Annotated in this window: 20 protein-coding genes and 1 other RNA gene; 4 read left to right on the top strand and 17 right to left on the bottom strand. The window is 66.8% G+C overall.

The window, feature by feature from the left end; all coding sequences use genetic code 11:
- Positions 1-56: 56 nt before the first annotated feature.
- The 3 genes from AC3A6J_RS10275 to AC3A6J_RS10265 all read left to right on the top strand — a co-directional run bounded on the left by AC3A6J_RS10275 (position 57) and on the right by AC3A6J_RS10265 (position 3,119).
- The gene (locus tag AC3A6J_RS10275; protein WP_487859826.1) at positions 57-1,736 is read left to right on the top strand and encodes an acyl-CoA dehydrogenase family protein; all 1,680 of its coding nucleotides are present in this window, start codon (positions 57-59) and stop codon (positions 1,734-1,736) included.
- A 79-nt stretch (positions 1,737-1,815) separates the two neighbouring features.
- On the top strand, positions 1,816-2,610 hold the full coding sequence (xth, locus tag AC3A6J_RS10270) for an exodeoxyribonuclease III (protein ID WP_487859825.1): 795 nt from the start codon (positions 1,816-1,818) through the stop codon (positions 2,608-2,610).
- Positions 2,607-3,119 (top strand): hypothetical protein, encoded by a 513-nt coding sequence (locus tag AC3A6J_RS10265; protein ID WP_487859824.1) that lies wholly within the window; start codon positions 2,607-2,609, stop codon positions 3,117-3,119. The genes xth and AC3A6J_RS10265 overlap by 4 nt, the downstream gene beginning before the upstream one ends.
- Positions 3,120-3,139: 20 nt before the next feature.
- Here the strand turns inward: AC3A6J_RS10265 and ntrC are convergent, their stop codons facing one another.
- The 13 genes from ntrC to AC3A6J_RS10200 all read right to left on the bottom strand — a co-directional run bounded on the left by ntrC (position 3,140) and on the right by AC3A6J_RS10200 (position 17,074).
- Positions 3,140-4,678, bottom strand: coding sequence for a nitrogen regulation protein NR(I) (gene ntrC, locus AC3A6J_RS10260; protein ID WP_487859823.1), 1,539 nt, complete (start codon positions 4,676-4,678; stop codon positions 3,140-3,142).
- Between the two features lie 25 nt (positions 4,679-4,703).
- Positions 4,704-5,783, bottom strand: coding sequence for a nitrogen regulation protein NR(II) (glnL, locus tag AC3A6J_RS10255; RefSeq protein WP_487859822.1), 1,080 nt, complete (start codon positions 5,781-5,783; stop codon positions 4,704-4,706).
- Between the two features lie 2 nt (positions 5,784-5,785).
- Positions 5,786-6,292 carry a hypothetical protein gene (locus AC3A6J_RS10250; RefSeq protein WP_487859821.1) on the bottom strand — a complete coding sequence of 169 codons (507 nt, stop codon included), beginning with the start codon at positions 6,290-6,292 and terminating at the stop codon, positions 5,786-5,788.
- A 130-nt stretch (positions 6,293-6,422) separates the two neighbouring features.
- Positions 6,423-7,838 carry a type I glutamate--ammonia ligase gene (glnA, locus tag AC3A6J_RS10245; protein ID WP_487859820.1) on the bottom strand — a complete coding sequence of 472 codons (1,416 nt, stop codon included), beginning with the start codon at positions 7,836-7,838 and terminating at the stop codon, positions 6,423-6,425.
- 147 nt (positions 7,839-7,985) lie between these two features.
- Positions 7,986-8,786 (bottom strand): competence/damage-inducible protein A, encoded by an 801-nt coding sequence (locus AC3A6J_RS10240; protein WP_487859819.1) that lies wholly within the window; start codon positions 8,784-8,786, stop codon positions 7,986-7,988.
- Entirely contained in the window at positions 8,783-9,661 is an 879-nt protein-coding gene (locus AC3A6J_RS10235) for an EI24 domain-containing protein (RefSeq protein ID WP_487859818.1), read from the bottom strand. Before AC3A6J_RS10235 ends, AC3A6J_RS10240 begins: the two co-directional genes overlap by 4 nt.
- A gap of 38 nt (positions 9,662-9,699) precedes the next feature.
- A complete protein-coding gene (locus tag AC3A6J_RS10230) occupies positions 9,700-10,674 on the bottom strand; it encodes a sterol desaturase family protein (protein WP_487859817.1) in 975 nt (324 codons plus the stop codon).
- 10 nt (positions 10,675-10,684) lie between these two features.
- On the bottom strand, positions 10,685-11,518 hold the full coding sequence (locus AC3A6J_RS10225; RefSeq protein WP_487859816.1) for a polysaccharide deacetylase family protein: 834 nt from the start codon (positions 11,516-11,518) through the stop codon (positions 10,685-10,687).
- Entirely contained in the window at positions 11,502-12,509 is a 1,008-nt protein-coding gene (locus AC3A6J_RS10220) for a YncE family protein (RefSeq protein ID WP_487859815.1), read from the bottom strand. The genes AC3A6J_RS10225 and AC3A6J_RS10220 overlap by 17 nt, the downstream gene beginning before the upstream one ends.
- A 79-nt stretch (positions 12,510-12,588) precedes the next feature.
- Positions 12,589-13,320, bottom strand: coding sequence for a pseudouridine synthase (locus AC3A6J_RS10215; RefSeq protein ID WP_487859814.1), 732 nt, complete (start codon positions 13,318-13,320; stop codon positions 12,589-12,591).
- Positions 13,320-15,056 carry a gamma-glutamyltransferase gene (gene ggt / locus AC3A6J_RS10210; protein ID WP_487859813.1) on the bottom strand — a complete coding sequence of 579 codons (1,737 nt, stop codon included), beginning with the start codon at positions 15,054-15,056 and terminating at the stop codon, positions 13,320-13,322. Before ggt ends, AC3A6J_RS10215 begins: the two co-directional genes overlap by 1 nt.
- 47 nt (positions 15,057-15,103) lie before the next feature.
- Positions 15,104-16,699, bottom strand: coding sequence for a methyltransferase regulatory domain-containing protein (locus AC3A6J_RS10205; RefSeq protein WP_487859812.1), 1,596 nt, complete (start codon positions 16,697-16,699; stop codon positions 15,104-15,106).
- A gap of 81 nt (positions 16,700-16,780) precedes the next feature.
- A complete protein-coding gene (locus AC3A6J_RS10200) occupies positions 16,781-17,074 on the bottom strand; it encodes a hypothetical protein (RefSeq protein ID WP_487859811.1) in 294 nt (97 codons plus the stop codon).
- Between the two features lie 129 nt (positions 17,075-17,203).
- Here AC3A6J_RS10200 and AC3A6J_RS10195 point away from each other — a divergent pair, with 129 nt between their 5' ends.
- The gene (locus AC3A6J_RS10195) at positions 17,204-17,617 is read left to right on the top strand and encodes a hypothetical protein (RefSeq protein WP_487859810.1); all 414 of its coding nucleotides are present in this window, start codon (positions 17,204-17,206) and stop codon (positions 17,615-17,617) included.
- A gap of 23 nt (positions 17,618-17,640) precedes the next feature.
- Here AC3A6J_RS10195 and ssrA read toward each other — a convergent pair.
- The 4 genes from ssrA to ompA all read right to left on the bottom strand — a co-directional run bounded on the left by ssrA (position 17,641) and on the right by ompA (position 20,206).
- Positions 17,641-18,025: a transfer-messenger RNA gene (ssrA, locus tag AC3A6J_RS10190) on the bottom strand.
- A gap of 18 nt (positions 18,026-18,043) precedes the next feature.
- Positions 18,044-18,706, bottom strand: coding sequence for an HAD-IA family hydrolase (locus AC3A6J_RS10185; protein ID WP_487859809.1), 663 nt, complete (start codon positions 18,704-18,706; stop codon positions 18,044-18,046).
- A complete protein-coding gene (ubiG, locus tag AC3A6J_RS10180) occupies positions 18,703-19,431 on the bottom strand; it encodes a bifunctional 2-polyprenyl-6-hydroxyphenol methylase/3-demethylubiquinol 3-O-methyltransferase UbiG (RefSeq protein WP_487859808.1) in 729 nt (242 codons plus the stop codon). Before ubiG ends, AC3A6J_RS10185 begins: the two co-directional genes overlap by 4 nt.
- A 118-nt stretch (positions 19,432-19,549) precedes the next feature.
- Entirely contained in the window at positions 19,550-20,206 is a 657-nt protein-coding gene (ompA, locus tag AC3A6J_RS10175) for an outer membrane protein OmpA (RefSeq protein WP_487859807.1), read from the bottom strand.
- Between the last annotated feature and the right edge of the window lie 191 nt (positions 20,207-20,397).

The raw sequence follows: 20,397 nt of genomic DNA, 5'->3' as shown, positions 1-20,397 counted from the left end.
CAATAAAGCATCTGATTTAATCCGGTCGGTACAAACAATCCGGACGAACCCATCCCATGACCGAAGCCACTGCCCTCGCTCCCCGCCCTGCGGCCGCCCACGGCACCCACGAGGTGTTCAACCAGCCCGCGCCCTATGGCGGCTACAACCTGCTGGCGCGCGACCATGCGCTGCGCGAAAGCCTCGAGCGCGAAGGCGCTGCGTGGGCCGCGCCGCGGCTCGATGCGCTGGCCGCCGAACTGGCCGACCCCGAGGTGATCCGCCACGGCTACCTGGCCAACCGCCACGTGCCCGAACTGCACACGCACGACAACTACGGCCACCGCATCAACGAGGTTCACCTGCACCATTCGTGGCACGAGCTCATGCGCCTGGCGCGCCGGCACGAGGTCCATTCGCTGCCGTGGCGCCAGCCGCAGGCCGGCAGCCATGTGGCGCGCGCGGCCTCGAGCATGCTGATGGCGCAGGTCGAAAGCGGCACGCTGTGCCCGCTGCACATGACTTATGCGGGCGTGCCGGTGCTGCGCAACAACCCCGCGCTGAGCGCGCAGTGGGAGCCGTTGCTCACGTCGACCGGCTATGACCCGCGCTACCGCCCTTCGGCCGAAAAGAGCAGCGCCCTCATCGGCATGGCCATGACGGAGAAGCAAGGCGGCTCCGACCTGCGCGCGAACACCACGGTGGCGCGTGCCACCCAGGAGCCCGGGGTGTACGAACTCACCGGCCACAAGTGGTTCTTCTCGGCACCGATGGTCGACTGCTTCCTGACGGTGGCACACACCGAAGGCGCGCCGGGCAGCATCTCGTGCTTCCTGGTGCCTTTCTGGCTGCCCGACGGCACGCGCAACCGCTTCTCGATCATGCGGCTCAAGGACAAGCTCGGGAACCGCTCCAACCCTTCGAGCGAGATCGAATACAACGGCACGCTCGCCTGGCGCGTGGGCGACGAGGGCAAGGGCATCCGCACGATCATCGAGATGGTCAGCCTCACGCGGCTGGGCTGCGCATCGATCTCGGCGGGCATCATGCGCCAGACGCTCTTCAGGGCGCTGCACCACACGCAGCAGCGATCGGCCTTCGGCGCCAAGCTGGTCGACAAGCCGTTGATGAGCAATGTGCTGGCCGACCTGGCGCTGGAGTCGGAAGCCGCCACCGCCCTGCTCATGCGCCTGGCCGGCAGCATCGACCGGGCGGCCACCGACGACAACGAAGCGCGCTTCTCGCGCGTGGTCACCGCCATCGCCAAGTACTGGCTCGCCAAGCGCGCGAGCGCCAACGCCTTCGAAGCGCTGGAATGCCACGGCGGCTTCGGCTACATCGAAGATTCGATGATGCCGCGCTTCTACCGCGAGGCCCCGGTGCAGAGCGTGTGGGAAGGCAGCGGCAACGTGATCTGCCTCGACGTGCTGCGCGCGGTCGACCGCGATCCCGAGGCGCTGCGGCCGGTTCTGCAGGAGATCGAGCTTGCGCGCGGCATGAACCCACACCTCGATGTGACCATCGCATGGCTGCGCGATGCAGCGTTCCGCCGCGAGCGCATGGACGGCATTGCGCGGCGCCTGGTCGAGAAGATGGCGCTCGCGCTGCAGGCCTCGCTGCTGCTGCGCTTCAGCCCGGCCTATGTGGCCGAGGCGTTCTGCGCCTCACGACTCGGCGGCGACTGGGGCTTCGCCTTCGGCACGCTCGCGCCCGAAGTCGAATTCAAGAAGATCGTCGAGCGCGCCTGGGCCGCCTGAGGGCTTGGGGTGGCAGCCAACGGAATCAATGGTAAAAATTCCGGAGAATAGCCGCTGCCCCACCCCCCTGGAGAACGCCTTGCGCATAGCCACCTGGAACGTCAATTCCCTCACCGCCCGCCTGCAGCACGTGCTCGACTGGCTGATCGCCAACCCTGTGGACGTGCTGTGCCTGCAGGAACTCAAGATGAGCGACGACAAGTTTCCGCTCGACGTGCTCAAGTCGGCCGGCTACGACTGCGCGGTGTTCGGCCAGAAGACCTACAACGGCGTCGCTATCCTGAGCCTGATGCCGATGGGCGACGTGGTGAAGAACATCGGCGGCTTCACCGACGACCAGTCGCGCGTGATCGCGGCCACGGTGCAGACGCCGACCGGTCCGCTGCGCGTGGTGAACGGCTACTTCGTCAACGGGCAGGCGCCGGGGACCGAAAAGTTCGCCTACAAGATGGGCTGGCTGCGCGCGCTGCGCGAATGGCTGCGCGAAGAGATGGCCGCGCACCCGAACCTGGTGCTGCTCGGCGACTTCAACGTCACGCCCGAAGACCGCGACAGCTACGACCCGGTGGGCCTGAAGGAAACCATCCACCACACGACCGAAGAACGCGAAGAGTTCAAGGCGCTGCTGGCGCTGGGCCTGGTCGACAGCTTCCGGCTCTTCGAGCAACCCGAAAAAAGCTATTCGTGGTGGGACTACCGGATGCTCGGCTACCAGAAGAACCGCGGACTGCGCATCGACCACATTCTGGTGAGCGAGCCGCTGGTGCCGCGCGCACGGGGCTGCGTCATCGACCGTGTGCCGCGCAAGTGGGAGAAGCCCAGCGACCATGCGCCGGTGGTGCTCGAACTCGACCAGGGAGTGCCGGCGCCATGACCATCCGTCTGCTCGCAGTCGCCGCCGTGCTGCTGACGCTCGCCGGCTGCTCGGTGCTCAAGCCATCCGACACCAAGTCCGGCGACGACGGGAAACCGGGCGCTTCGGCCTCCGACGATCTGCCCGGCGCGCGCAGCGACGTGCCGACGGTGCGCCTGATCACCGCGCAGACACCGGTCGTGCGGGCCTACCGCAAGACCGGCGCGCGCAAGATCTACAACACGTACGCCAAGCGCATCTACAAGGGCAAGATTCCGCCGCTGGTCTATGCGGTGGTGGTGGTCGAGACCGACCTCGACGCCGAGGGCAACGTGAGGAACGTGACCTTCAGCCGCGTGCCCAGCCACGCGCCCGAAGTGCCGCCGATGATCGCGAAACTCATCAGGGGCGCCTCGCCGCTGCCGAGCCCGGGGCGCCTGGGCGGCCACACCTACGTCGACACCTGGCTCTGGGACAAGAGCGGCAACTTCCAGCTCGACTCGCTGACGCTGGGGCAGCGCAGCCGGTAGGCTCGCTCCCCTTGCGGGGGCTATTCGATCCCGAGTTCCTGGATCTTGCGCGTGATCGTGTTGCGGCCGATGCCGAGCTTCTGGGCGGCCTCGATGCGCCGGCCGCGGGTGCTGGCCAGCGCCGCGAGGATCAGGCGCGATTCGAAGCGGCGCGAGAGCACGTCCCAGACGTCAGTGCGCCCGGCCGCAAGCAGCGCCTGGGCTTCCGTCTCCAGGCCGCTCTCCCAGCTGCTCGCAACGACCGGGACTTCGGCGACGAGGGTTTCGGACGCGGCGGCCATGGGCGCGGAAAACTCACGATCGCCGCCCGGCGATGCAAGCGGTGCTGCATGCAGCGGCGCGGCAGCAGCAGCAGCAGCAGCAACAGACACTTCGGCCGCGGCAGGCGCGACGGCCATGATCTCGGGTGGCAGGTCCTTGGTCTCGATGAGTTGCGCCGGCGCCATCACGGTGAGCCAGTGGCAGATGTTCTCGAGCTGGCGCACGTTGCCGGGGAAGCCGAAGGTCGCGAGCTTGGCCAGCGCAGCCTCGGAAATGCGCTTGGGCTCGACACCGAGCTGGCGCGCACTCACCTGCAGGAAGTGGCGCGTGAGGGCCGGCACGTCCTCGCCGCGTTCGCGCAGCGCCGGCAGGCGCAGCCGGATCACGTTGAGGCGGTGGAACAGGTCTTCGCGGAAGCCGCCGAGCTTGACGCGCTGCTCCAGGTCCTGGTGCGTGGCCGCAATGACGCGCACGTTGGCCTTCACCGAGTTGTGGCCGCCGACACGGTAGAAGTGCCCGTCGCTGAGCACGCGCAGCAGGCGCGTCTGCAGGTCGAACGGCATGTCGCCGATCTCGTCGAGGAAGAGCGTGCCGCCCTCGGCCTGCTCGAAGCGCCCTCGCCGCATGGTCTGCGCGCCGGTGAAGGCACCGCGCTCGTGGCCGAACAGCTCGCTCTCCAGCAGGTCCTTCGGGATGGCCGCGGTGTTGATGGCCACGAAGGGCCCGTTGGCGCGCGGCGAATGCTTGTGCAGCGCGCGCGCGACGAGCTCCTTGCCCGAGCCCGATTCGCCGGTGATGAGCACCGTGACGTTGCTCTGCGAGAGCCGGCCGATGGCGCGGAACACGTCCTGCATGGCGGGCGCCTGGCCCAGCATCTCGGGCGCGGCAGCCATGCGCTCCTCGGCCACTTCCTCGCGCTGGCTCTCGTCGACCGCGCGGCGGATCAGCTCGACGGCGCGCGGCAGGTCGAAGGGCTTGGGCAGGTATTCGAAGGCGCCGCCCTGGAACGCCGAGACGGCGCTGTCGAGGTCGGAGAACGCCGTCATGATGATGACCGGCAGGCCCGGATGCTTGGCCTTGATCTTGTCGAGCAGGTCGAGGCCCGAGCCACCGGGCATGCGGATGTCGCTCACCAGGACCTGCGGCCCCTGCTGCTCGTCGCCGCCGGCCTGCTCGAGGGCCGCCAGCACCTCGCGCGCGCTGGTGAAGCTGCGCGTCGGCAGGTCTTCGCGCAACAGAGCCTTCTCCAGCACGAAGCGGATCGATTGGTCGTCATCAACTATCCAGATCGGCTTCATGCATCTCCTTGTGGGCCGGTGGCTGCTAGGGCAGCGGGATCAGTATCTTGAAATCGGTTCGGCCCGGGACACTGTCGCACTCGATCACGCCGTGATGCTGTTGCACGAAAGTTTGCGCCAGCGTCAAACCAAGCCCGGTTCCGCCTTCCCTGCCCGATACGAGCGGATAGAAGATGCGGTCCTTGATCGCGTCCGGCACACCCGGTCCATTGTCGATGACATGCAATTCCAGTGCCAATCGATACCATTGCTTGTTGAATATCACCTGCCGGGCAATGCGCGTCTTGAAAGTGATCTGCGCGTCGCCCGCCGCGCGACGCTCGGCGAGCGCCTGCGCCGCGTTGTGCGCGATGTTGAGCGTGGCCTGGATCAGCTGTTCGCGATCGCCGCGGAACTCGGGGATCGAGACGTCGAAGTCGCGCTCGATGTGCAGGTCGCGCGGGAACTCCGCCAGGATCACGGAGCGCACGCGCTCGCAGACCTCGTGGATGTTGACGTCGCCCACGACGTGCGGACGCCGGTGCGGCGCCAGCAGGCGGTCAACCAGGGTCTGCAGCCGGTCGGCCTCATGGATGATGACGTTGGTGTATTCGATGAGGTCGCGCGACTCGACCTCCATCTGCAGCAGCTGCGCCGCGCCGCGGATGCCGCCGAGCGGGTTCTTGATCTCGTGCGCGAGGTTGCGGATGAGTTCCTTGTTGGCCTGCGCCTGGTCGAGCAGGCGCTCTTCGCGGTCTTGCCGCACCTGCTGCTCGAGCGGCGACATCTCGATGATCAGCTCGCCCGCCTTGTCGCCCTGTGCCAGCGTGACCTGCACCGGCATCAGCTCGTGGTTCACCCGGCGCAAGAAGGCCTCGTAGCGCAGCGTGGCGAAGTCGTTGCTGCGGGCGCCGTCGATCGCGGTGCGCAGCACCTGCGGCTCGTGAAAGCAGGCGCCGAACTGAGAGCCTTCGAGCGTGCGGCGCGACGTGGCCAGCGCGTCTTCGAGCGCGGCGTTGGCGAACAGCACCGACCCCTTGGTGCTGACCACGGCGATCAGCGTGGAGAGCAGGTCGAAGGACTGGAAGCGCGGTGTGGCGCTGGCCGCCTTCTTCCCGAACACCATGGCTACGGCCTGGCCGGCAAGCGGCCGAGCTCGCGGCGAATGCCCGCGATGTCGCTCTCGTTGCGCGCGAGTTCGGCCTTCATCTCAGCCACGCGGTCGAGGTACTTCTGGTAGTTGCGGCCTTCGCTGCCCTGCTTCTCGGGCTCGCCATTGTTGTACTCGCGCTGCAGCTCGGCCTGGCGCGCCTCGGCCTTGCGGAGTTCGGCCTCGAGCACCGAGCGGGCTTCGCCGTCGCGCGCACGCTGGTCGACGCCTTCGACACGCGGACTGCCGGCGGGCGAGCGCGAGGCCGATGGCGCCGGGCTGCCGCTGGCGGCGGCGCCAGTGCCCGAAGGGCGAGTGCCCTGCACGACGGTGACGTTGCCGCCTTCGATGACCTTGCAGCCCTTTTGCTGCGCGATCGTCGCGTTGTTGGTGTATTCGTTTCCGCAGCGCCACACGCGCTCCTGGGAGAGCGCGGGCAAGGCAGCAAGCGAACCGGCCAGAAAGATCAGTGAGGCAAGCTTCATGGAGGGGCGTGAGTGGCGGGATCGGGCATTTTCGTGCAATTCGACGCTGCCGATGACACGATGTTCCCGGCCCAGAAAAAAGGACGGCCGCAGCCGTCCTTTTGGGTGTCGTGCCCGCAAGGGCCCGCGATCAGAGCGAATAGTACATGTCGAACTCGACCGGATGGGTCGCCATGCGGAAGCGCGTGACTTCCTGCATCTTCAGCTCGATGTAGGCATCGATGTAGGCATCGGTGAACACGCCGCCCTTGGTCAGGAACGCACGGTCCTTGTCGAGGTACTCGAGCGCCTGGTCCAGGCTGTGGCAGACGGTCGGGATCAGCGCGTCTTCTTCGGGCGGCAGGTGGTACAGGTCCTTGCTGGCGGCTTCGCCCGGATGGATCTTGTTCTCGACGCCGTCGAGGCCCGCCATCAGCAGCGCGGCAAAACCGAGGTACGGGTTCATCAGCGGATCCGGGAAGCGCGCCTCGACGCGGCGGCCCTTCGGGTTCGACACGAACGGAATGCGGATCGAGGCCGAGCGATTCTTGGCCGAATAGGCCAGCTTCACCGGCGCTTCGAAGCCGGGAACCAGGCGCTTGTAGCTGTTGGTGCCGGGGTTCGTGATGGCGTTCAGCGCACGGGCGTGCTTGATGATGCCGCCGATGTAGTGCAGCGCGAAGTCCGAGAGGCCCGCATAGCCGTCGCCGGCGAACAGGTTCTTGCCGTCCTTCCAGACCGACTGGTGCACGTGCATGCCCGAGCCGTTGTCGCCGACGATGGGCTTGGGCATGAAGGTGGCGGTCTTGCCGTAGGCGTGGGCCACGTTGTGGATCACGTACTTCTGCAGCTGTACCCAGTCGGCGCGCTGGATCAGCGTGCTGAACTTGGTGCCGAGCTCCATCTGGCCGGCGTTGGCCACTTCATGGTGATGCACTTCGACCGGGATGCCGAGCGATTCGAGCACCAGGCACATTTCGGAGCGCATGTCCTGGAAGCTGTCGACCGGAGGCACCGGGAAGTAGCCGCCCTTGACCGCCGGGCGATGGCCGGTGTTGCCGTGCTCGTATTCCTTGTCAGTGTTCCACGAGGCTTCTTCGGAGTCGATCTTGACGAAGCAGCCCGACATGTCGTTCTTCCAGCGCACGCTGTCGAACACGAAGAATTCCGGCTCCGGACCGAAGAAAGCGGTGTCGCCCAGGCCCGACGCCTTCATGTAGGCCTCGGCGCGCTTGGCGAGCGAACGCGGGTCGCGCTCGTAGGGCTTGCCGTCGGTCGGGTCGATCACGTCGCAGGTCAGGATCAGCGTCGTCTCTTCGAAGAACGGATCGATGTTAGCGGTGTTGGGGTCGGGCATGAGCTGCATGTCCGAGGCTTCGATGCCCTTCCAACCGGCGATGGACGAACCGTCGAACGCGTGGCCCGAAGTGAATTTGTCTTCATCGAAATGCGACACGGGCACGGTCACGTGCTGCTCCTTGCCGCGGGTGTCGGTGAAGCGGAAGTCGACGAACTTGACCTCGTTTTCCTTCACGAGCTTGAGTACGTCGGCGACGGTCTTTGCCATCAGTTTCTCCTGGTTGGATGGGTGGTTGGAATGACAGGGTCGGGGAATGCAGGTTCTGTGCCATTGTCGCCCCGTCTTGGGGAGGCTCCGGGCACGGCGCCCGCCCCCAAATGATGAAGATGATTCACCAAACTGGTGCAAACGAGATCAGCGCACCAATTCTGGGCCCAACTTCGCTTCAAAGGCGTGCAACCCTTCAATCAGCTGGGCATAGGCGGCATCGAGCTGCAGCGGATCGCCCTTGACGCCGAGTTCGATGTGCCGCCCGTATTTTGGATGGTCGACGCTCGGCAGGCTGAACACCTTGACGCCGGCATGCGCCGCCTCGACGGCCAGCATCAGCGGCGTGAGCGTGGCTTCCATGGCGCCGAAGACGATGACCGACTTCTCGGCCGACTGGCCGGTCGTGAACAGGTCGGGGTAGCGGCTCTCGAGCACCGATTCGATCATCGGCCACGCCATGACGGGAAAGCCCGGGACGAAATGCACATGCTCGACGCTGAAGCCCGGGATCTTGTTGTACGGGTTCCGGATGATCGTCGCGCCCTGAGGAAACACGCCCATGTTGAGGCGGTGGATGTTGTCGGGCCGGTCGGGCTCGTAGACCGTGCCCTGCTCGCGCGCGGTGTCCTGCATGCGTTCGCGGATCAGCGCCTCGGCCTCGGGATGCAGTTCGAGCGGCCGCCCGAGTGCCTGGGCGGCGCACTGCCGTGTGTGGTCGTCGGGCGTGGCACCGATGCCACCGGTCGAAAAGACGACATCGCCCGAGGCGAAGGCACGCGCCAGCGCCGCCGTGATGCGCGCGGGCACATCGCCTACGTACTCGGCCCAGCCGAGCTGAAGGCCACGGGCGGCCAGCAGCTCAATGACCTTGGGCATGTGCTTGTCGGCACGCTTGCCAGAAAGGATCTCGTCACCGACGACGATCAGGCCAAAAGCGCGGGTCATGGGGATTTCCATTGAGAAAGAACGGCCCGGTCGGCCTCGTCCGCAGAAGGGTTTGCGCCGGCCAGCGTCGCCGCGGCCTCGCGCTGCGCGCGCAGTTTCGCGAGCGCGTCGAGGCAGTAGTGGGCGAACCAGAGCGCGGAAAACGCGAACACCAGCGTGTAGATCCAGATCGCGAGCGGCACCAGCACGAAGAAAGCGGCGGCGAACAGCAGGCCCGAGGCCCAGACGATGCTCGGTGCCGCGCCGAGGTAGCCGCAGAACACGCCGATGCACAGCAGCGGCACCCGGTGCGTGCGCAGCAGCGTGGCGCGCTCCTCGGGGCTGGCGTGGTCCGCCAGCGCATCGAAGCTCATCACGCGGTAGGTGAGCCAGCCCCAGATCAGCGGCGGCAATATCAGCACCAGCGGCGGAATGAGCCAGAGCGGCATGGACACCACGAGCGCTAGCAGCGCCAGCACGGTGACGCCGAGTGAGCGCGCCACGCTGCCGATGAACGAGGCGCCCTTCTTGCGCTCGAGCACCGGGAAGCGGCGGTTCGCCACCAGCGTGGTGAGCGGCGGGGCCATGAGGCCCGCCACCACGATCAGCGAGACCACCACGATCAGCGGCGTGGCCGCAAAGACCACCACCATCGGCGCGAGCACCGAGGTGACGTCGCTCGAGAACAGCCGGCCGATCCAGCTCCAGAAGCTCGACAATAGCGGCCAGGCATCGAGCGCCTCGCGCGTCCATGCCACAGCCGCGTCCCAGAAGAAATAGCCGAAGCCCGCGGCCAGCAGCACCATGAGGGCCAGCGGCAACAGCGACAGCACGATCACGCGCGGCAGCATGCAATAGGCGACCGCGCGCCAGAAGGAGTCGATGAGCAGGCGCATTGGGTGGGAAGGATAACCGCCCCGGGAGGCGCCGAGGCTCAGTGCCGGCCGACCAGGCGCTTCAGGCCGAGCCATTGCTGCGACCAGAAGCCCTGGCCGTAATCGCGCAGGCGTCCGTCGGCGCCGGGCTCGACCTGGTCGCGGATGCCGGTCGGGTCGTAGCGGTTCTCGAAGTTCGCGGTGCCGAACAGCAGGTCCCAGCACGGCAGCAGCACGCCGAAGTTGCAGCCGCCCAGCGTGTGGGCGCCGCGCGATTCGTGGCCCAGGCCGATGCTGTGGTGCAGGCGGTGGAAGCGCGGGCTGATCCAGAGCCGCTCGCCCACGGCACCGAAGCCGAGCCGGAGATTGGCATGCTGCAGGCTCTCGCTGAGCTGGGTGAAGGCCACGAAGGCGATGAACTGGCCCGGCGCCACGCCGATCAGCTGTGCGACCAGCACGATCAGCGTGCCGTGCAATACGTCGTCGAGCAGGTGGTTGCGGTCGTCGCTCCACATGGTCATCTGGCGCTGCGAATGGTGCAGCGAATGCAGGCCCCACCACCACCTGAAGCGGTGCTGGCCGCGGTGGATCCAATAGCCGACGAAATCGAGCACCACGAGGTAGACCACGAACGCGACCAGCGGCACGTCGGTCACGCCGGGCCAGAGCCCGTCGAGGTGCAGGGTGCCCCAGCCCGCGGCGCGCAGGCTGCCGAGGGCGTCGTCGAAGACGGGCTCGAGCGTGAAGAACATCGCAAGCCGGAACAGGCCCAGCCGGTGGATCAGCGTGTAGAGGATGTCGGTGCGGATCGCGCGGCGATCGGCCACCGGCTCGACTGCGCGCCAGCGCTGCAGCGGCCCGATGACGGCGAGCAGCACCAGCACCTGGATCAGGCCGACCAGCAGCCAGCCGGTGGCGTCGAACGCGTCCTCGGTCCAGCCGCCGAAGCCGGCCGCATACACCAGCGGCTGGACCAGTGTTTCGAAGAACCAGCCCTGCAGCGCGGAAAAAACATCGGTGAACCCGTCGATCATCTCGGCCTGTTCAAGGATGCGATGCGATCCAGTCGCGGTACTGGGGATGCTGGCGCAGTGTTTCGAAGCAGAAGCCCTTCGCCTTCAGGCCCACGATCAGTGACTCGAGATTGGCCGGCGCCCAGGGGTCCTTGCGCGACCAGATGCCCAGGTGCGCGAGCAGGATGTCGCCGGGGCGGATGCTGCCGAGCGCCTGCTTCAGAAGTTTCTCGTTGCTGAACTTCTCGCTCGGCAGCTCGTCGCCGAGGAACCCGGCCGGCGACCATCCCACATGGGCGAAGCCGCAGGCCTTGGCGGCCGCGAGCAGCCGCGCAGAAGTCTTGCCGCCGGGCGCGCGGAACAGCGGCAGGGGCTTTTTGCCGGTGACGAGTGCGAGGCGCTCCGAGGCCTTGGCGATGTCGGCGCAGTATTCGGCGGCGCTCCAGGTGAATTCGCGCCCCGCCAACGCACCGGCCGATGGCTTGATGCGAAAGCGCGGTTCGGGGCCCTCGAGGTCGGCGCGCCAGTAGGCATGGTCGTAAGTGTGCGATGCGAACTCGTGGCCTTCGGCCGCGCGCGCCTTCCACCAGGGCGCCCAGTGCCGGTCGAGGCTGTCGCCGCCGTCCAGCGTGCGCTCGGCGGCGCCGAAGAAGGTCACGCGCACGTCGTGGCGCCGGAGCACGTCGGCCACAAGCTCGGCCACGCCCATGTGGCCGGTGTCGAAGGTCAGGTAGAGGGGTTTTGCGCAGGCGCCCCCGGTGCCGGCCGCTGCCGCCAGCGTGGTGCCGAAGGCGGCCGCGACCCCCATGGCCGCGGCCAGCCCGCGCAACGCATGCCGGCGCGCCGGCTCAGGTCCTCTTCGCATGGTCCAGGGTCCAGACGCCGTGCGGGGACCGGCCGACGTTGATCTGACGCACGACCTTCTGGCTCGCAAGGTCGACCACGCTGAGCTTCTTGGCCCAGCGCGAGGTGACGTACAGCGTCTTGCCGTCGGCGGACACATCCATGCAGTCGGGGCCGCCGGGCACGGCATAGGTCGCCGTGACCTTCAGCGTCGCCAGGTCGATGCGGCTGATGGAGTTGGCGACGCGGTTGCTCACGAACACGCTCTTGCCGTCGCCGGCCGCGCGGAACGCGTGGGCGCCCTTGCCCGTCGGAATCTGGCCGACCAACTTTGGCTGGGGGCCGGCCACGTCGAACACCTGCACGCCATCGCTGCCGGTCAGGCCGACGAGCAACGTCTGGTCGTTGTGCGCACCGTAGACGTCAGCCGGCATCGGGCCGGTCGCGATGCGCCAGCGGATGGTCTGCGTCGGCAAGTCGACGGCGATGAGTTCGTCGCTGTCCTGCATCGTGACGTAGGCGACGGTGCTGGTCCGGTCGATCCAGATGTGGCTCGGCGTCTTGCCCGTGGCAATGCGCTTGGCGAGCTTCAGGTCGTGGCCGTCCCAGTGGTAGACGTCGACGTGGTTCAGCCGGTTGGCCGCGGTGACGAACCACTTCATGTCGCGCGAGAACTGGAGGTGGTACGGATCGATGATGCCGTACACCACGCGCTGGACCTCGGCGGTGCGCGGGTTCACGAAAGTCAGGGAGTCGCCGGCCGAGTTGGCCACGATCACCGACTTCTCGTCCGGCGTCATGTAGATGTGGTGCGGCTCCTTGCCGGTCGGGATGCGCAGCTTCTCGGTCCAGTCGACCGGGCTGATCACGCTCACGCTGGCATCGAGCGAATTGAGCACGAAGATCGGCGGCGGCGGCTCCGGTGGCCCGGCGCTGGCGGCCGCGCAGCTCAGCAAGGCGTACAAAAGAACAAGGGCCGCGGCGCGGCCGGGCTGGCGGGCAGGAAGACGCAAGTGAAATTCCGGAGAAGTGCTTCGGATGGTAACGATCGTATGCGCCCGCCGGCTGACCGCCGGCATAGGAAATCGCCGCTTATTTGGCGGGCGCGCGCAGCGCGGCGACCTCGGCCGCATCAAGCCAGCGCCACTGCCCGGGCGCCAGATCGTCAGGCAGCGCCACCGTGCCGATGCGCGAACGGCGCAGCGCCTCGACCCGGTTGCCCACCGCGGCCAGCATGCGCTTGACCTGGTGGTACTTGCCTTCGGTGAGCGTCAGCCGCAGGTGCAGCGGGGCGTCGGATTCGCAGGCGGCGGCGCGCACCGGCTTTGGATCGTCGTCGAGCACCACGCCGGCCAGCAGGCGCGCGATCTGCGCCGCGTCCACCGGGTGCTTGGCGGTCACTTCGTAGACCTTCGGCACATGGTGCTTCGGCGAGCCCATGCGGTGGATGAACTGGCCGTCGTCGGTCAACAGCAGCAGGCCGGTCGTGTCCTGGTCGAGCCGTCCGATCGCCTGCACGCCCTGCACCGCCGCCTTGTTGGGCCGCAGCCGCAGCGGCGATGGCAGCAGCGTGTAGATGCTCGGGTAGGTCGACGGCTTCTGCGAGCACTCGGTGCCGGCCGGCTTGTGCAGCATCAGGTAGGCCTTCTCGAAATAAGCCCATTCGGTGCCCTGCACCGTGAACCGCAGGCCTTCCGGTTCCAGGTCGGCGGCAGGGTCGTCGACCACCGCGCCGGCAATGGTGACGAAGCCTTGCTGGACCAGCCCCGCGCAGACGCGCCGCGTGCCGAAACCCTGGGTGTAGAGGATGTCTTGCAGGTGCATCAGTACCCTGCCGCCAGGCCCGTGTTGCGGCGCGGATCGTTGGCGCCGTAGAAGCGGTTGTTGCCGACGGGCTTGCCGCCGAGCGACGGCGCGCCCACGATGATCGCCGCCATGTGGTTGGCGGGCTGCGGCACGCCCAGGTTGTGGCCCATGTCGGTCAGGATCTTGCGGGCGTCGGGGCTGAGCGCGTAGGGCTCGACGTTAGTGACATCGGGCAGCCATTGCTGGTGGAAGCGCGGCGCGTCCACCGCCTCCTGCACGTTCATGCCGTAGTCGACCACGTTCAGGATGGTGTGCAGCACGGCCGTGATGATGCGGCTGCCGCCGGGCGTGCCGACCACGAACACCGGCTTGCCGTCCTTCGAGACGATGGTCGGGCTCATCGAGCTCAGCGGGCGCTTGCCCGGCGCGATGGCGTTGGCCTCGCCCTGCACCAGGCCGTAGAGGTTGGGCACGCCGACCTTCGAGGTGAAGTCGTCCATCTCGTTGTTCAGCAGCACGCCGGTCTTGTCGGCCGTGACCTTGGCGCCGAACCAGTCGTTGAGCGTGTAGGTCACCGACACCGCGTTGCCCCATTGGTCGGTGATCGAGTAGTGGGTGGTGTTGCTGCCCTCGTGGGGCGCGACACCCGGCTTGATGTCCTTGGAGACGCCGGCCTTCTGCGGATCGATGGCGGCGCGGATCTTCGCGGCATAGCCCTTGTCGAGCAGGCGCTCGAGCGGGTTCTTAACGAAGTCGGGGTCGCCCAGGTAGCTGTTGCGGTCGACGTAGGCGTGGCGCATCGCCTCGATCTGGTAATGCACCGCCTCGGCCGAGCGGAAGCCGAGGTCCTTGAGCGGATAGCCCTCGAGGATGTTGAGCATCTCGCAGATGACGACGCCGCCCGAACTCGGCGGCGGCGCCGACACGACGCGGTAGCCGCGGTAGTCGCACTCGATCGGGGCCAGCTCGCGCGTCTTGTACTGGTCGAGGTCGGCCTGCGTGATGATGCCCTTTCCGGCCTGGCTCGACGCCACGATGGCGGCGCCGACCGGTCCCTTGTAGAAACCGTCCACGCCCTTGGCGCTGATCGCGCGCAAGGTCTTGGCCAGGTCCTTCTGCACCAGCTTCTGGCCCACGGCGAAGGGTTCGCCCTTGTTCAGGAAGATCGCAGCCGACGCCGGATCTTTCCTGAAATGGTCGGTCGACGTCAGCAGCATGTCGACGTCGCCCTGCTGGAGCGCGAAGCCCTTGTCGGCGAGCTGGATCGACGGTGCGATCAGGTCGGCCCGCTTCATCGTGCCGTACTTCTCGCGCGCGTATTCCATGCCCGAGACCGTGCCGGGCACGCCGACCGCAAGGTGGCCGAGGGTGCTCAGGCCCTTGATGACATTGCCGTCCTTGTCGAGGTACATGTTGGCCGTGGCGGCCAGCGGCGCCTTCTCGCGGAAGTCGAGGAAGGTCTTGCGCCCGTCGGCCAGTTGCAGGGTCATGAAGCCGCCGCCGCCGAGGTTGCCCGCGGCCGGATACACCACCGCGAGCGCATAGCCCACGGCGACGGCGGCATCCACCGCATTGCCGCCGCGCTGGAGCACATCCACGCCGATCTTCGTGGCGAGATGCTGCGCGCTCACGACCATGCCGTGCTCGGCCGCGACCGGCGCCTGCGAAGCCGCGTGCGAGGCACCCGCGCCTCCCAGCATGAGCGCGGCCGCCACCGCGGCGCGCAGTCTCGGGGTCCAACGGAATTGCTGCATGGGAAGCCTCCTGTGTGTTTGATGACGAGAGAGAGATTGTGCGTGGGTCAGCCGACCAGCAGCGCCTTGCGCTGCAGCGCCTGCAACCCCAGGGCCACCTGGCCGAGCGCAAACGCCTCCAGCGCCGAAGGATCGATGAGCGGCTTGTCGCGCAGCACGAAGCGCAGCCGGTCGGCGCGAACTTCGGCCGCGAGATGGTCGGCCAGCATCTCGTGCGAATGCGTGCCGTCGAGCAGCGGCAGCAAGGCACGTTCGAGCGGCGTCAGCGCCACGGATTCGTGCCACTGGTTGCAGGCGCTGGCGGTGTCGCCGGCACTCAACGCCAGGCCCGGCGCACTGCGCACCGCGGCCAATGCGCGCGGGAATGCGGACACCTCCGCGGCGGCCTGCACCGGTGAACGGCGGAACCGCACCGCGCCCATGATCGCGAGTTCTTCGAGCATCGACATCACGATCGGCTCGATCGAAGCCAGAGGCTCGCGCGTGCGCTCGGCCACCGCGGCAATCAATGCCTCTGCCGGCATGCTCGAGGGATAGCGCGCATCGAGCAGCTGCGCCAGCGCCTTCTGCGCAGGCAAGCGCAGCGTGAGCGTCACGCCGCGCTGCGCCGTGCACTGCTGCTCGCGCGCGTCGAGCGTGAACGGCCCGCCGTCCGCACTGCCGAACGCGCCTGCGAATTCGAGCGCGCGGATGCGCGCGGGATCAAGCCGCAAGCGGATGCTGCCGGCGCGCGCCTGCGGCACGAGCAGCGTCTGGCGAAAGGTGCGGTTGACCAGGAAATCGAGGTACTGCTCCATCAGGATCTGGCTGCCGCCGCATTCGCGCAGCAGCGGTTCGCGCACCGTCTCGCCGTAGTTCTGAACGAACATCGTCGAGGGTTCGGCATCGCCCAGGTAGGCGAGTCCTTTCGCGGCAGCACGCGCCGCGAACTCCTTGAAGTAGCAGGGCGAATTGCAGGGTTCGAGAAACTCGTGCAGCAAGTAGTAGCCGCTCGCGTTGCGCACGATCGGCATCGTTTCCTCGAGCGTCTTCTTCAGCACGCTGCCGGGCCGGGCCGACTGCTCCAGAAATTCGAGCATGCCGCGCGCATAAGCCAGCTTTTCGTCGGGCGTGTCGCGCGGGCCGCCGCGCAGCATCATCGCGTCGCGCACGATCTCGCGCGCCTTCCAGCCCGGATAGACGTTGTAGCTCACGTAGGCCACGCCATCGGGCGCCAGGTTCTCGGCGCACACGCGCAGGATCGCGTCCTGCACCGGCCCCGGCACCCAGCTGTAGACGCCGTGGCAGACGATGTAGTCGAACTGGCCGAGCGATGCATCGACGTCCGCCAGGTTGAAGGCCCGCAGCGCGACGTTCGAAAGGCTCGTACGCGCAATCGCGCCAAGTCCCTGTTCGACCTGCACCCGCGAGAGGTCGAGCCCGAGTGCGCTGGCCCCAGGATGGCGCGCCGCATACGGAATCAGGTTGCCGCCGGCCGCACAGCCGAGTTCGAGCACGCGCGCACGCGACGGCGGTGGCGTGTCGAGGCCGAACAGGAAGGCGATCGCCTCCAGGTGCTCGATCGCGGATTGCGGGAACGGATGCGACTCATAGGGCACCGTGTCGTAGTAGCTCGTGAGGGTCGAAATCGATGGATCGGGCACGGCGTCCTTTGGTGGGATCGAGGCGGCGACTGCGCTCGTCGACTATAGCTTCGCGCCCCGGCCGAAAACACCGCCGACCGGTCACTCGACCTTCGGCAGCCCGAAGCCAAAACCAAAGGCGGAACCGCCCTTGCCTGCTTGGGTCTGCTCGGCCTTCCCGTCTGGCTCAGCCTCGCGTGGGCCCGCGTCGAGGTCGTCGACCATGCCTTGCAGTTCGAGCAGGCCCGCAGCCATCGCTGCCTTGTAGGTCTCGATGCCGCGAGGCGACTCTCTCAGCATTTGCCAACTTTCGTCCCGGAGTTCGACCAGGCGCCAGCGGTAGGCGCCCTCCTCGTCCTCGGACACGGTCACGGCGATTTGCCTGAGCAATGGCATGGGCCGACCTTGGCCTGCCGGTGCGCGATACCGGGTCGGACAGTCGCCACTTCTAGCGCAAGACGGTCCTGGATGCACCGATTGACTGTATATTCATACAGCAACTTGCAGGCCACGCCATGACCCACCATGAACCAAGCTGAACTTTTCTACCGCGCGGCGGAAGTGCCGGTGTTCGATGTCTCGATGCCGTCCGCACCCGTGCAATCCGAGCCACTGCAGGCCGAATACAACGACAGCACCGACTTCGAGGTGCAGGCCCTCTACACCGTCAGACTCGCCGACTACGCTTACGCAGGGTCCGATGCGATCCGTGTGGCGGAGCAGCGCTTTCGCCGCGAAATCGACAAGCAGCTCGGCTGCGAGGTGATCGCGGCCCTGCGCGCATTTCAGAACGCAAGCGAGTCGGCCGAGAGCGATCTTGCCAAGGAGGAATTGGCCCTGGCCAAACGATGGGCCAAGGCGTATGACGGGGCCAGGACCGCGGGCTTTCGCGACCTCGGCGATACGGACGAAGCGTATTTCGAGGTGCGGCTGCTCTAGATCGGAGCGGCCTTCGATGAATATGGTGGAGCTGGGGGGATTTGAACCCCCGTCCGCAAGCCTTCTTCGCGCAGTTCTACATGTTTAGTGATCTGATTTAAGTCTCGCTTCCGGAGTCGCGCAGTCACACGCTAAACCGGACGCCAGTACCCTATTTTCTCGCCCCGACCCAAGGTACCCGGATCGGAGCCAGCCCATGTAATTATCCTTGCGGCCGGGAGGTCAGGATTGCTCCAGACCCCCTTGCCCAGCCCATCGGCCAACTGTTGCAAGGCTCACTGGCAATTAAGCAGCGAGTGCGAAACGTTCGTCGTTTGCAGTTAGTTTGTTTGAATCTGTTTTACGAGCGCATTCAGCTCGACATGCCCCGCTGCGATTCCGAACCCACGTCGAAACCAGTGCAGCCCCAAGCGACTCATTTTAGGCCTAATCGAGTAACTTCAAGAGCGCCAGGGGCGTTGAAATCGTGGCATCGGCATTCCAGAGGGTCGCGTCGGCCTGCGGCCCCATGTAGCCGTAGGTCGCCGCGACTGTCCGCATGCCCGCGGCGCGACCGGCGATGATGTCGCGCTCGTCGTCGCCCACGTAGATGCAGGCGCCGGACGGTACTTCAAGGCGTCGCGCAGCTTCGTGCAGCGGCTCCGGGTGCGGCTTCGAATAGGGCGTGGTGTCGCCGCTCACGATGGCGCCGGCGCTCGCGAAGAGCGGGATGGCGCGCGTCAGCGGGTCGGTGAAGCGCTTCGACTTGTTGGTGACCACGCCCCAGGCCAGGCCCCGTTCATGGATGGCCTCGATGAGCGCCTGCACGCCATCGAACACCTGCGTGTTGAGCAGCATGCGTTTTTCATACGCCACGAAGAACTCTTCGCGCAGTTCGGGGAACTCCGGCGCGTCAGGCGTGATGCCGAACGCGACGCCGAGCATGCCACGCGCACCGGCACCGGCCATGAAGCGGTAGCGCTCCAGCGGATACGACGGGAGCCCGCGGTCGGTGCGCATCTTGTCGGCCGCCGCGCCGAGGTCGGGCGCGCTGTCGACCAGCGTGCCGTCGAGGTCGAACAGCACGGCCTGGATGGGAGCGCGCGTCACGCTTGCGGCCCCGGCACAGCCGGCTTCTGCGTGGCGAACATGTAGTTGACGCTCGTGTCGGCGCTGAGCCAATAGCGGCGCGTGAGCGGGTTGTGCTCCATGCCGCGGGTCTGCCGCAGGTCGAGCCCCGCGGCGCGGCAGTGCGCGGCGAGTTCGCTCGGGCGGATCAGCTTCGCGTACTCGTGCGTTCCGCGCGGCAGCATGCCCAGCACGTATTCGGCACCCACGATCGCGAACGCGAAGGACTTGAGGTTGCGGTTGATCGTCGAGAAGAACACCCAGCCGCCGGGCTTCACGAGCGTGGCACAGGCCTGGACCACCGACGCGGGCTCGGGCACGTGCTCGAGCATCTCCATGCAGGTGACGACATCGAAACCGCCCGGCTGCTCGGCCGCCAGCGCCTCGGCGCTGACCTCGCGGTACTTGACGCCGCTCGTGCCGGCCTCGAGTGCATGAAGGCGCGCCACCTTGAGCGCCTTGCCGGCAAGGTCGATGCCGAGCACGTCGGCACCCTTCCTCGCCATCGAATCCGCGAGGATGCCTCCGCCGCAGCCGATATCGAGCACTTTGCGACCCGAGATCGGCGCAATGGAATCGATCCATTCAAGTCGCAGCGGATTGATTTCATGGAGCGGCCGGAATTCGCCGTCCATATCCCACCAGCGATGGGCCAGTTCAGAAAACTTGGCGAGTTCGGCCGGGTCGGCATTCACTTGGTCTGTCATGCCACGATTATGAAACGGAGAACGGTCGCGGGAGCCCGGGCCATTCAGCGCCTGCGAGAAACAGACGGGCATAAAAAAACCCCGCCGAAGCGGGGTTCTTTTGAGCGATTCAATCGAATCAGCGGGTGGCGCGGGTGCCGACCACTTCGATTTCCACGCGACGGTTCTTGGCGCGGCCTTCCTTGGTGCGGTTGTCAGCCACTGGCTGCTTCTCGCCCTTGCCTTCGGTGTAGACGCGGTTGCGTTCGATGCCTTGCGAGACCAGGAAGGCCTTCACGGCTTCGGCGCGGCGCACCGACAGACGCTGGTTGTAGGCGTCCGAACCGATCGAGTCGGTATGGCCCACAGCGATGATCACTTCGAGGTTGACGTCGCGGATCTTCGAAACCAGGTCGGTCAGCTTGGCGCGACCTTCAGGCTTGAGGACCGACTTGTCGAAGTCGAAGAAGGCGTCGGCAGCGAAGGTGACCTTCGAAGCGGCGACTTGCGGTGCAGGCGCAGGAGCGACCGGAGCAGCCGGGGTGGGCGCAACGGCTGCAGGTGCAGCAGGAACCAGAGCACCGTCGCAACCAGCAGCGGCAGTGGCGGGCGTCCAGTTGGCATCGCGCCAGCACAGTTCGTTCGTGCCGTTTTTCCAGACGAGTTCGCCGGTGCCGTTCTGCCAGTTGTCAATGGTAGGGCCGCCATTCGCAGCGGTGACACGGGTCTGCGCGCCGGCGGCAGTGGCGAGCGCAGCGACTGCAAACATCATCGCCACTTTATTCAGTTTCTTCATGGTTCTCCTCTTGGGGAAAAAGCCGCAGCCGCGCTGCGAATCAAGGACGCTTTAAGTGACCACCACCCAAAACGTTGAGGCGATTGTGCCATAGGGTCTTTGGCAAACAGGCCGCTGGGCGCCCCGGAAGCGTAGGACGGAGGCGGAATAGCCGCCTTGTGTTGCGGCGGAGCGACACCCCTCAGAGCGTA

This window comes from Variovorax sp. Soil_C_39, assembly GCF_057656815.1.
The sequence above is the reverse complement of the archived record's forward strand: the minus strand, read 5'-3'. Positions and strand labels throughout refer to the sequence as shown.